Origin of the sequence: Methylobacterium sp. CCH5-D2, from assembly GCF_001556475.1 — a bacterium.
GTDB classification, from domain to species: Bacteria; Pseudomonadota; Alphaproteobacteria; order Rhizobiales; family Beijerinckiaceae; genus Methylobacterium; species Methylobacterium hispanicum.
The window spans coordinates 1-11,205 of record NZ_LSIX01000231.1; the positions used below are offsets into that span (position 1 = coordinate 1).

The following is an 11,205-nucleotide window of genomic DNA, read 5'->3' on the forward strand; positions in this document are numbered from 1 at the left end:
CGGTGCCGACGCCGCCGCCGGTCCAGCCGGTGTTGACGAGCCAGCAATCGACACCGTGCTCCGCGATGAGGTCGCGCAGGAGGTTGCCGTAGGTGCTCGGGTGCCGCGGCATGAAGGGCGCGCCGAAGCAGGTCGAGAAGGTCGCCTCGGGCCCCGTGAGGCCGCGCTCGGTGCCCGCCACCTTCGCGGTGTAGCCCGAGAGGAAGTGGTACATCGCCTCGGCGCCGGTCAGCTTGGCGATCGGGGGCATCACCCCGAAGGCGTCGCAGGTCAGCATCACGATGTTCTTCGGATGCCCGGCCCGGCCCGTGGCGCTCGCGTTCGCGATGAAGTCGAGCGGGTAGGCGCAGCGGGTGTTCTCGGTGAGCGAGGCGTCGTCGAAGTCCGGCACCCGGGTGAGCGGATCGATCACCACGTTCTCCATGACCGTGCCGAAGCGCTCGGTGGTGGCGTAGATCTCGGGCTCGGCGTTGCGCGAGAGCCGGATGGTCTTGGCGTAGCAGCCGCCCTCGAAGTTGAAGATGCCCTCGTTCGACCAGCCGTGCTCGTCGTCGCCGAGAAGCTGACGCGAGGAATCGTTCGACAGCGTGGTCTTGCCGGTGCCGGACAGCCCGAAGAAGATCGCCGAGCCGCCCTCGGCGTCGAGCGCGGCGTTCGCCGAGCAGTGCATGGGCATCACGCCCTTCCCGGGCAGGATGTAGTTGAGATAGGTGAAGACCGACTTCTTCATCTCGCCCGCGTAGGCCGAGCCGCCGATCAGCACGATCTTGCGGGTGAAGTCGATGGCGATGACCGTCTTCGAGCGGCAGCCGTGCCGGGCGGGGTCCGCCTGGAAGCTCGGCAGGTCGATGATCGTCATGTCGGGCACGTAACCCGCGATCTCCGAGCGGTCCGGCCGGATCAGCAGGTTGCGGATGAACAGCGAGTGCCACGCGAACTCGGTGAAGACCCGGGCCTTGACCCGGTGGGCCGGATCGGCACCGCCGTAGAGGTCCTGGGCAAAGAGCTCGCGGCCCTCGGCGTGCTTGAGGAAGTCCTGGTACAGGGTCTCGAACTGCTCCGGCGTGATCGCGCCGTTGTTGTCCCACCAGATCTCGTTCTCGGTGGCGGCGTCGCGCACCACGAACTTGTCCTTGGGCGAGCGGCCCGTATGGCTGCCCGTGGTCGCCACCAGGGCGCCGCCGCGGGCGAGCTGCCCCTCTTTGCGTGACAACGCCTCCTCGTAGAGGCGGGGCGCCTCAAGGTTCCAGTGGACGGCCTTCAGGTCACGGAGGCCGATCGCCTCGGCGCCGTGGCCCGCGTTGAACTCACCGATATTCGTCACGATCGTCTCTCCCGAGCCCCTGTTCGCGCCGTCTCCGCAATCCCGGGACGTACTCCCGGGATTGCTGGGAGCGTCCGTGCGGTCGTTCAGGACCGCCGCACGCTGGTTCTCCGCTCCCGACCCTGCCTTGGTCGGGCGGCGCGGGCCGCCCGGTCAATCCGAACTTTGGGCGTAGGTCCGCCCTGTGGGCTCCCAACGTCCGGAGCGCGGCCGGCAGGTGCCGGGCCGCCGCGCGGGAGTGGAGCCGACCGCCTGTCTGTATCCTGAACGATGGTCGCACGGGCGGGCGCGGGCGCGACGGAACGCCTATATTGTAATCCGGCGCACGACCTTCGCGCCGCCCTTTCGGCCGTCCCCCGGCCCCGCTATGGCGGGCGCGCCGCCTGCCGGAACGGCCCACCCCGACACGAGAGTCCCCGATGCCGCAAGCCGTCGCCGGTCCGGAGATCGAGCGCCTGATCCAGCTTCTCGCCCGGATGCCGGGGCTCGGGCCTCGGTCGGCCCGCCGCGCCGCGCTGCAACTCATCAAGAAGCGCGACACGCTGCTGGGGCCCCTCGCCGACGCCATGCGGGTGGCGGCCGAGCGCATCGTGGTCTGCCACGCCTGCGGCAACGTCGATACCAGCGACCCCTGCACGATCTGCCGCGACGCCGCCCGCGATCCCTCGACGCTCGTGGTGGTGGAGGACGTCTCCGACCTCTGGGCGCTGGAGCGCTCGGGCGCGGTCCAGGCGCGCTACCACGTGCTCGGCGGCGTGCTCTCGGCTCTCGACGGCGTGCGGCCGGAGCACCTCAACATCGCGACCCTGGTCGAGCGGGCGAGCGACCCGGCGGTCAAGGAGGTCATCCTGGCGCTCAACGCCACCGTCGACGGACAGACCACGGCCCACTACGTCACCGAGTCGATCCGCCACCTCGACCTGAAGGTCACCCGCCTCGCCCACGGCGTGCCGGTGGGCGGCGAGCTGGACTACCTGGACGAGGGCACCTTGATGGCGGCGATCCGCAGCCGTACGGCGTTCTGAGGCCGCGCGTCGCTCTCCCTCCCCCGCAGAGGGGGGGAAGGAGAACATCGGCGCCCCTTCATTTGACCGCTCCGGCGCCCCACCCTATTCGAAACGCTTCCTCAGACGCCCGCGCACCGTCCCGATCGAGCCATGGCCATCCTTCCCCTCGTCATCCTGCCGGATCAGCGCCTGCGCCTCGTCTCGGAGCCGGTCGGCACCGTCACCGCCGAGATCCGCAAGATCGCCGACGACATGCTGGAGACGATGTACGACGCCCCCGGGGTCGGGCTGGCCGGGATCCAGGTCGGCGTGCAGAAGCGGATCGTCACCATCGACACCTCGAAGGAGGAGGGCGCGCGCCGCCCGCAGGTCTTCCTCGACCCGGTGATCACCTGGGAATCCGAGGAGACGCGCGGCTACGAGGAGGGCTGCCTGTCGATCCCCGACTACTACGCCGAGGTGACCCGGCCCGACCGGGTGCGGGTGCGCTTCCGCGACCTCGACGGGCGGGAGCAGGAGATCGAGGCCGACGGCCTGCTCGCCACCTGCCTGCAGCACGAGATCGACCACCTCAACGGCGTGCTCTTCATCGACCACATCTCGAAGCTGAAGCGCGACCGGGTGATGAAGAAGTTCGCCAAGGCGGCCAAGCGCGACGCCGCCTGAGAGCCCTGCCATGCGCGTCGTCTTCATGGGCACCCCGGATTTCGCGGTGCCGACGCTGGCGAGGCTGGCCGAGGACGGCCACGCGATCACCGCCGTCTACACCCGCGCGCCGGCCCGGGGCGGGCGGGGCATGGCCGTGCGCCCCTCCCCCGTCCAGGCGCTCGCCGACACGCTCGGCCTGCCGGTGCTGACGCCCGCGAGCCTGAAGGGGCCCGAGGCCGCCGAGACCTTCGCGGCCCACGACGCGGACGTCGCCGTCGTCGTCGCCTACGGCATGCTCCTGCCGCCCGCGATCCTCGCCCTGCCCCGCCACGGCTGCCTCAACCTGCACGGCTCGCTCCTGCCGCGCTGGCGCGGCGCCGCCCCGATCCAGCGCGCCGTGATGGCGGGCGACCCCGAGAGCGGCGTCGGCGTGATGCGCATGGAGGCCGGGCTCGATACCGGCCCTGTGGCGCTCGAGGCGCGGGTGCCGATCACCCCCGGCCTGACCGCGGGTGAATTGCACGACGCGCTGATGCCCCTGGGCGCCGACCTGATGGGACAGGCGCTGCGCCGGCTGGAGGCGGGCGACCTCGCCTTCGCGCCGCAGCCGGAGGCGGGCGTCGTCTACGCCCACAAGATCACCAACGACGAGGCGCGGATCGACTGGTCTCAGCCTGCCGAGGCGGTGGTCCGGCAGGTCAACGGCCTGTCGCCCTTCCCCGGCGCCTTCTTCGAGGCCGATCTCGGCAAGGGTGCGGAGCGCGTGAAGGTGCTGCGGGCGCTGCCCACTTCCGGCTCCGGCGCGCCCGGCACGCTCCTCGACGAGGGCTGCACCGTGGCCTGCGGCACGGGCGCGGTGCGCCTGCTCGAACTGCGCCGGGCCGGCAAGGGCGGGGTCGCGAGCGGCGCGGAGTTCCTGCGCGGGGTTCGGCTGGAGCCCGGCGCGCGGCTCTCCACCTGAGATGCCCCGCTACAAGCTCGTCATCGAGTACGACGGCGCGCCCTTCCGCGGCTGGCAGCGGCAGGCGGAGGACCCCTCCGTGCAGGCGGCCCTCGAAGAGGCTGTGCTGCGCTTCTCGGGCGAGACCGTCCGGCTCACCTGCGCCGGGCGCACCGATGCGGGGGTGCACGCGATCGGGCAGGTGGCGCATCTCGATCTCGCCAGGGACTGGCGCACCGACACCGTGCGGGACGCGCTCAACGCCCATCTCCGGCCGCAACCCGTGGCGGTGCTCTCGGCCGAGATCGTGCCGGAGACCTTCGATGCCCGCCACTCGGCGATCCGGCGGCACTACCGCTACCGCATCCTCAACCGGCGCAGCCCCGCGGCGCTGACCCGCGCCCATGTCTGGCAGGTGCCCTGGGCCCTCGACCCGGAACTGATGCACGCGGCCGCCCAGCGGATGCTCGGCCGCCACGACTTCTCGGCCTTCCGCGCGGCGGAGTGCCAGGCCAACAGCCCCGTGCGCACGCTGGAGCAGCTCGACGTGGCGCGAGTGCGCTTCGGCCTGTTCGACGAGATCGTCGTGGCGACGGCGGCGCGCTCCTTCCTGCACCATCAGGTGCGGGCGATGGTCGGCACGCTGATGCTGGCGGGCTCGCGCCGCCTCTCGGCCGACGACGTCGCCGAGATCCTGGCGACGCGGGCCAAGCACCGCTGCGGCCCGCTGGCCCCGGCCTGCGGGCTCACCTTCGCGGGCGTGGACTACGCCTGATCCGAGCCCGACGCGCCATCCTTTTCCCGGACGCCTGGAACGAAGTGGAAGGTGATCCGGGATCCAGCGAGCAGAGTGCCGCGAAGCGGCTCGATCTTCATTCCCCGTCGCTGCATGCGGACGCTGCGCGTCTCCTTGTGCTGGATCCCGGATCACCCTCCGCTGACGCTCCGGGCGTCCGGGAAAGGGGCGGCGCCATTCCAGCCGGTGCACCGGAGGCGGCCCTCACCGCCTCCGCTTGATCGAGCCCACGGTCTGCATCTGGGCCTGCGCGTCGGCGCGGTCGTCCTCGCTCGCGGCCGCCCAGTTCTTCTCGTAGAGCGTGACGATCCACTCGTCCTTGCGCCCCTGCGCGCCCTCGCGGGCGAGCGCCAGCCACATCAGGCCGCGCACCCGCTGCACCGGCACGCCGCCCATCCCGTTGACCAGGATGTCGCCCAGGAGCGCCTGGGCCGGGTGGTGGCCCTTCTCCGCCGCGAGGTTGAACCAGCGGGCCGCCTGCCGCGCGTCGGCATCGACCCCGGTCCCCTCCAGGTAGAGGCGGGCGAGGTTGTACTGCGCGTTCGGGTCGCCGAAATAGGACGCCGCGTAGTTGAACATGTCGTAGGCCCGCGCCGGGTTCGGGCGCACGTAGGTGCCCTTGATCCCGTCGAGGAAGTAGGCCCCGAGCGCGTTGAAGGCGCTCGCGGTCACGCCCGAGATCTGCGCGTCCGGCGCGTCGTCGGTGCCGGCATCGGCGATGCGCGAGAAGTACTCGAAGGCCTTCAGGTCGTCGTGCGGCACGCCGTCCCCGTCGGCGTACATGCGGCCGAGCTTCCACAGGGCGAGCGCGTGGCCCTGCCCCGCGGCGTATTCGAGCGCGCGCGCGGCGCCTTCCTTGTCGCCCGCGTTGTACTCGCGCACGCCCGCGCGGAGCGCATCCTTGGCCGAGCGGTAGGTCTTCTCGGGCACGGGGGTGCGGGCGGTGGCGTCGAGCGCGCGCGGGGCCGGGACCGAGGCGAGCGTCATCGCGGCCGCGAGCCCGGCGAAGCCGAGGAGGCGCAGGATCTCCGCGCGCGGGTTGGACAGGCCGGGCCGACACGGATCGGCCCCGGCCGGCCGCGCGGGCCAGCTGAGGTCGGACCTAGACGTCCGCATAGGTCTGCGTCTCCTTGGCGCCGCCCGGATGGGTCACGGCGCCGGTCACAGCCGGGCCGACGCCCTGCGCGTATTTCCAGAGATAGCCGGAGGTCGCGGTGTTGGCGCGCGGGGCCCAGGCCTTGCGGCGCTCGGCCAGCTCCGCGTCGGAGAGCGCCACGTCGAGGGTGCCCTGGATCGCGTCGAGCGTGATCAGGTCGCCGTCGCGGATCAGGCCGATCGGCCCGCCGACCGCGGCCTCGGGCCCGACATGGCCCACGCAGAAGCCGCGGGTGGCGCCCGAGAAGCGCCCGTCCGTGATCAGCGCGACCTTGTCGCCCATACCCTGGCCGTAGAGGGCAGCGGTGGTCGAGAGCATCTCGCGCATGCCGGGGCCGCCGCGCGGGCCCTCGTAGCGGATCACCAGGACCTCGCCCTCCTTGTAGGTCCGGCTCTGCACCGCCTGGAAGCAGGCCTCCTCGCCGTCGAAGACGCGGGCCGGGCCGGTGAAGACCTGATGCTCGGCCGGCATGCCCGCGACCTTCACGATCGCGCCCTCGGGGGCGAGGTTGCCCCGCAGGCCCACCACGCCGCCGGTCGGGGTGATCGGGGCGTTGGCCGGGCGGACCACGTCCTGGTCCGGGTTCCAGGCCACCTTCTCGAGGTTCTCCGCGATGGTGCGGCCGGTGACCGTCAGGCAGTCGCCGTGCAGGTAACCGTGGTCGAGGAGCGTCTTCATCAGGAGCGGGATGCCGCCGACCTCAAACATGTCCTTGGCGACGTAGCGCCCGCCGGGCTTGAGGTCGGCGATGTAGGGCGTGCGCCGGAAGATCTCGGCCACGTCGAACAGGGTGAATTCGATGCCGCACTCGTGGGCGATCGCCGGCAGGTGGAGCGCCGCGTTGGTCGAGCCGCCGGAGGCCGCGACGGTGGCGGCGGCGTTCTCCAGCGCCTTGCGGGTGACGATGTCGCGCGGGCGGATGTTCTTGGCGATGAGCTCCATCACCTTCTCGCCGGCCGCGGCGCAGAACTTGTCGCGGATCTCGTAAGGGGCGGGCGCGCCGGCCGAGTAGGGCAGCGCCAGCCCGATCGCCTCGGACACGGTCGCCATGGTGTTGGCCGTGAACTGCGCGCCGCAGGCGCCGGCCGAGGGGCAGGCGACCTGCTCCAATTCGTCCAGGTCCTCCAGGCTCATGTCGCCGACCGCGACCTTGCCGACCGCCTCGAACAGGTCCTGCACGGTGACCGGCCGGCCCCGGAAGGAGCCCGGCAGGATCGAGCCGCCGTAGATGAAGATCGACGGCACGTTGAGGCGCACCATCGCCATCATCATGCCGGGCAGCGACTTGTCGCAGCCGGCCAAGCCCACGAGCGCGTCGTAGGCGTGGCCGCGCATGGTCAGCTCGACCGAGTCCGCGATGACCTCGCGGGACGGCAGCGAGGCGCGCATGCCGGCATGCCCCATGGCGATGCCGTCGGTGACCGTGATGGTGCAGAACTCGCGCGGCGTGCCGTGGGCGGCGGCCACGCCCTTCTTCACGGCCTGGGCCTGGCGCATCAGCGAGATGTTGCAGGGGGCGGCCTCGTTCCAGCATGAGGCGACGCCGACGAGCGGCTGATGGATCTGCTCGCGGGTCAGGCCCATGGCGTAAAGATACGAGCGGTGCGGCGCGCGGTCAGGACCTTCCGTCACGTGCCGGCTCGGCAGCTTCGACTTGTCGTTCACGCGCGCGTCCATGACCCGGGCCCTGTCCGTACTCAGCGACGATTCTCGGATGTGGGGTGCGCGCGGCCGTTCCACATCGCCTTGCGGCGCTGTGCGAAGGGTCGAAACGCTGTCCGGAATCCCTCGTAACAGCGCGGTAAAGCGTTGCAGAATCTGCCGTTTACCGCTGATGCTGAGGTGGTCCCGGTTTATGGCGGGAACGCGGCGGTTCGGGGCAGCACTCAGGGCAAACCCGGGATGCTTTCGCGGTGTTGCGACCTCGCCACAGCCACGCTTGCGGGCGAATACCGATGAGGCGCCGGGCTAACCTTGGACGAGCGCCGCCGGAAGGTCCGGAGCTTCGAGAGCGCGGTCGCTCTCGTCCTTCAGGTGCACGCCGGTGAGGCCGCGGCTGAGCGCCTGACCGATGAGCCAGGCGAGCTTGAAGGCCGCCGCGTCCGGCGCGAGGCCGGCCGCGCGCACGTTCGAGATGCAGTTGCGCTCGGCGTCCGACCGGCCGGGACGGGGTCCGAAGGTCAGGTAGATCCCCAGGCTGTCGGGGGAGGACAGGCCCGGCCGCTCGCCGATCAGCACGGCGACGGCGCGCGCCCGCAGGGCCTCGCCGACGGCGTCGCCCAGCGCGACGCGGGCTTGCCCCGCGACGACGACCGGCGCGAGGCGCCAGCCGGCCTTCTCCGCGTGCGGCCGGAAGGCTTCGAGGACGGGCACGGCGTTCTCGTGGATCGCCCGGGCCGAGAGCCCGTCCGCAACCACGAGGGCGAGGTCGCAGGGCTCCCCGGCGGCCGCCGCCAGCGCGTCGCGGCTCTCCGGGGCGAGGCTGCGGCCGAGATCGGGCCGGCGCAGATAGGTGGCGCGGTCCTCGGCCCGCGAGGCGGCGGCGCGCACGGTCAGGCCGAGCGCCTCGATCCCGGCCCGGACCGCGTCGGCATCCATCGGGGTGTGGACGGCGTCCCGCGCCTGGGCGTGGGCGAGGCCGAAGCCGAGGACGCTGCGGGTGGTCTGGCCGCTGCCGGCCCGGCCGAGGCCGATCCGCGCGGGCGTCAGCCGGGCGAGCCGCGCCCAGATCTCGGCCTGATCGCTCACGCGGCGAGCCCCGGTGCGTCGGCGAGCAGGCGGTTCTCTGCCCCTGTCAGCAGGGTCCCGGCCCCGTCCGTGAGGCCGATCGCGTGGAGCCAGGCCTCGAACTCGGGCGCCCGCTTCAGGCCCAGCACCTCCCGCAGGTAGAGCGAGTCGTGGAAGGCGGTGGACTGGTAGTTCAGCATCACGTCGTCGGCGCCCGGCACGCCCATGATGTAGGTGCAGCCGGCAGCCCCCAGCAGCGTCAGGAGCGTGTCCATGTCGTCCTGGTCGGCCTCGGCGTGGTTGGTGTAGCAGACGTCGACGCCGAGCGGCACGCCCATCAGCTTGCCGCAGAAATGGTCCTCCAGCCCGGCCCGGATGATCTCCTTGCCATCGTAGAGGTATTCGGGCCCGATGAAGCCCACCACCGTGTTGACGAGGAGCGGCCGGAAGGGCCGCGCCACCGCGTAGGCGCGCGCCTCCAGGGTCTGCTGGTCGATGCCGTGATGCGCGTCGGCCGAGAGGCAGGAGCCCTGGCCAGTCTCGAAATACATGCCGTTGTCGCCGAGGCTGCCGCGCTTGAGGGACAGCATCGCCTCGTGCGCCTCCTTGAGGAGATCGAGCGTCACGCCGAAGCTCGCGTTGGCGGCCTCCGTGCCGGCGATCGACTGGAAGACCAGATCGACCGGCAGGCCCCGCTCCATCGCCTCCAGGGTGGTGGTGACGTGGGTGAGCACGCAAGCCTGCGTCGGGATGGCGTGGCGCTGGATCAGCGCGTCGAGGAGGTGCAGGAGGTCGCCGAGCGCCTGGACCGAATCGGAGGCCGGGTTGATGCCGATCACCGCGTCGCCGCAGCCGTAGGAGAGCCCGTCGAGGACCGCCGCGGTGATGCCGGCCGGGTCGTCGGTCGGGTGGTTCGGCTGCAGCCGCACCGCGAGCGTGCCGGGCAGGCCGATCGTGTTGCGGAACTTCGTCACCACCCTGCATTTGCGGGCGACCAGGATCAGGTCCTGGTTGCGCATGATCTTGGAGACGGCCGCGGCCATCTCGGGCGTGACCGCGGGGGCGATGCGGGCCAGCGTCTCCGGGGAGGCGGTGAGCAGGAACTCGCGGAAGTCGCCGACCGTGAGGTGGCCGATCTCCGCGAAGCCGGCCGCGTCGTGGGTGTCGAGGATCAGGCGGGTGACGGCGTCGGCCTCGTAGGGGATCAGCGGCCGGGCCAGGATCTCCTTGAGCGTCACCTCGGCGAGGCACCAGCGCGCGGCCCAACTCTCCTCCGCGGACTCCGCCGCGATGCCGGCGAGCCGGTCGCCCGAGCGCGGCGGCGTCGCCTTGGCCATCAGGGTGGCGAGGTCGGCGAAGGCCCAGGTTCGGGGGCCGACGACGTGGCGGTAGGCCATCGGGGGACCTCTCGGGCTCGTGACGTTGGCTGAACGTTGGCTGAGCGTATCAGACCGGGCGGGCTTGGCGATGCCCCTTGTCCTCGCGTTCCCAGCGCCTGCGCTCTCCCTCCCCCCAGACGGGAAGGGAGCATCCGCGGAGGATCACAGGACAACAGGATCCAGCTATGCCGCCCCGGCATGCGGCGCCGGCACCTCCGTCGAGATCGCGTCGACGGTGCGCGGCATCGGGCTGCCCGAACCGTCCGAGCGCTGGATGCGGATCTGCTGGTTGACCGGCTGCATGTTGCCGTAGGGCGTCGAGAAGGCGATCTCGGCGGCATCCCGGCCGACGCCGATGCGCACCAGCCCGTCGAGATCGGCCTGACGGGTGGCGTCGAACAGCCACCAGCGCCCGTCGAGATAGGCCTCGAACACGGCGTGGAAGTCGCTCGGCACGAGGCCGTGGGCGTAGCAGCTCACGAAGCGGGCCGGGATGCCGAGCGCCCGGCAGAAGGCGGTGCCGAGATGCGCGAAGTCGCGGCAGACGCCGGCCCGCTTCAAGAGGCTCTCGTCGGCGGTGGTCTCGCCGTCGCTGGCGCCCGGCTGGTAGGTGATGTGGTCGTGGATCCAGTTGCAGATCGCGTTGACGCGCTGGTGCCCCTTGGGGAGCGCGCCGAACTCGGCCAGCGCGAAGGGCGCGAGCCGGTCCGAGGAGACGAAGCGGCTCGGCAGCAGGAACGGCAGGATGTCCAGCGGCAGCGCCGAGACCGGCGTCTCGTTGATCGTCGCCGGGTCGGCCCGGTGCACGGTCAGATCGACCTCGGCATTGTACTCCAGCGTGAACTGACCCATCGGCACGTTGACGCCGAGGTAGCGGTTCTGGAGATCCGGCGTGATGTAGACCTCGCGTTTCAGGTCCGGCGTGAGAACGAGGCTCTCGCTCAGGATCTCGACGCTCTTCAGCTTCGCGACCTCGAGGTTGAAGATGAAGGTGGTGTCCGAGAGGATGTTGTAGGACAGGGTGCAGCCGAGGGTGTAGCGCATCGGGACGGGATCTTTCGGGGGGCGGCTCTCAGCCGGAGCAAAGTGCCCGCCCCCGCCCCGGTTCCGCCCACCGCTGCACGAAGAAGCGCCGCTGTCTCAGGCGTTTGCCCGCGGTTGCAGCACCACCGTCAGGGAGCGCACCCCCTGCGCCCCGTGGATCAGCACGCCCTCGATGTCGGCGGTG

At 71.5% G+C, this 11,205-nt stretch carries 10 protein-coding genes; 4 read left to right on the forward strand and 6 right to left on the reverse strand.

Features of this window, described 5'->3' with window-relative positions; genetic code table 11:
• On the reverse strand, positions 1-1,324 hold a 1,324-nt coding region (locus AX737_RS06130), incomplete at its 3' end, for a phosphoenolpyruvate carboxykinase (RefSeq protein WP_066919859.1).
• A gap of 419 nt (positions 1,325-1,743) precedes the next feature.
• On the opposite strand from AX737_RS06130, the gene recR reads away from it, so the two are divergent.
• The 4 genes from recR (at position 1,744) to truA (ending at position 4,694) form a co-directional block, all read left to right on the forward strand.
• A complete protein-coding gene (recR, locus tag AX737_RS06135; protein WP_066919861.1) occupies positions 1,744-2,349 on the forward strand; it encodes a recombination mediator RecR in 606 nt (201 codons plus the stop codon).
• A gap of 132 nt (positions 2,350-2,481) precedes the next feature.
• The gene (gene def, locus AX737_RS06140; protein WP_066919863.1) at positions 2,482-2,997 is read left to right on the forward strand and encodes a peptide deformylase; all 516 of its coding nucleotides are present in this window, start codon (positions 2,482-2,484) and stop codon (positions 2,995-2,997) included.
• A gap of 10 nt (positions 2,998-3,007) precedes the next feature.
• On the forward strand, positions 3,008-3,940 hold the full coding sequence (gene fmt / locus AX737_RS06145; protein WP_066919865.1) for a methionyl-tRNA formyltransferase: 933 nt from the start codon (positions 3,008-3,010) through the stop codon (positions 3,938-3,940).
• A 1-nt stretch (position 3,941) separates the two neighbouring features.
• A complete protein-coding gene (gene truA / locus AX737_RS06150; RefSeq protein ID WP_066919867.1) occupies positions 3,942-4,694 on the forward strand; it encodes a tRNA pseudouridine(38-40) synthase TruA in 753 nt (250 codons plus the stop codon).
• Between the two features lie 225 nt (positions 4,695-4,919).
• Here truA and AX737_RS06155 read toward each other — a convergent pair whose 3' ends face one another.
• From AX737_RS06155 to AX737_RS06175, 5 genes are all read right to left on the reverse strand, one after another.
• On the reverse strand, positions 4,920-5,831 hold the full coding sequence (locus AX737_RS06155; protein ID WP_066919869.1) for a tetratricopeptide repeat protein: 912 nt from the start codon (positions 5,829-5,831) through the stop codon (positions 4,920-4,922).
• Positions 5,818-7,548: a dihydroxy-acid dehydratase gene (ilvD, locus tag AX737_RS06160; protein ID WP_066919871.1), complete on the reverse strand. Its 1,731-nt coding sequence runs from the start codon at positions 7,546-7,548 to the stop codon at positions 5,818-5,820. Before ilvD ends, AX737_RS06155 begins: the two co-directional genes overlap by 14 nt.
• A 291-nt stretch (positions 7,549-7,839) precedes the next feature.
• The gene (gene eutC, locus AX737_RS06165; RefSeq protein ID WP_066919873.1) at positions 7,840-8,619 is read right to left on the reverse strand and encodes an ethanolamine ammonia-lyase subunit EutC; all 780 of its coding nucleotides are present in this window, start codon (positions 8,617-8,619) and stop codon (positions 7,840-7,842) included.
• Positions 8,616-9,995 carry an ethanolamine ammonia-lyase subunit EutB gene (locus AX737_RS06170; protein ID WP_066919875.1) on the reverse strand — a complete coding sequence of 460 codons (1,380 nt, stop codon included), beginning with the start codon at positions 9,993-9,995 and terminating at the stop codon, positions 8,616-8,618. The genes eutC and AX737_RS06170 overlap by 4 nt, the downstream gene beginning before the upstream one ends.
• Before the next feature lie 165 nt (positions 9,996-10,160).
• A complete protein-coding gene (locus tag AX737_RS06175) occupies positions 10,161-11,021 on the reverse strand; it encodes a transglutaminase family protein (RefSeq protein ID WP_066919878.1) in 861 nt (286 codons plus the stop codon).
• Between the last annotated feature and the right edge of the window lie 184 nt (positions 11,022-11,205).

Excerpts from the sequence above, each read along its gene's own strand:
- recR (WP_066919861.1), top strand. The coding sequence starts at position 1,744 with ATGCCGCAAGCCGTCGCCGGTCCGGAGATCGAGCGCCTGATCCAGCTT.
- AX737_RS06155 (WP_066919869.1), bottom strand. The coding sequence starts at position 5,831 with ATGCGGACGTCTAGGTCCGACCTCAGCTGGCCCGCGCGGCCGGCCGGG.
- fmt (WP_066919865.1), top strand. The coding sequence starts at position 3,008 with ATGCGCGTCGTCTTCATGGGCACCCCGGATTTCGCGGTGCCGACGCTG.
- truA (WP_066919867.1), top strand. The coding sequence starts at position 3,942 with ATGCCCCGCTACAAGCTCGTCATCGAGTACGACGGCGCGCCCTTCCGC.
- def (WP_066919863.1), top strand. The coding sequence starts at position 2,482 with ATGGCCATCCTTCCCCTCGTCATCCTGCCGGATCAGCGCCTGCGCCTC.
- AX737_RS06175 (WP_066919878.1), bottom strand. The coding sequence starts at position 11,021 with ATGCGCTACACCCTCGGCTGCACCCTGTCCTACAACATCCTCTCGGAC.
- AX737_RS06170 (WP_066919875.1), bottom strand. The coding sequence starts at position 9,995 with ATGGCCTACCGCCACGTCGTCGGCCCCCGAACCTGGGCCTTCGCCGAC.
- ilvD (WP_066919871.1), bottom strand. The coding sequence starts at position 7,548 with ATGGACGCGCGCGTGAACGACAAGTCGAAGCTGCCGAGCCGGCACGTG.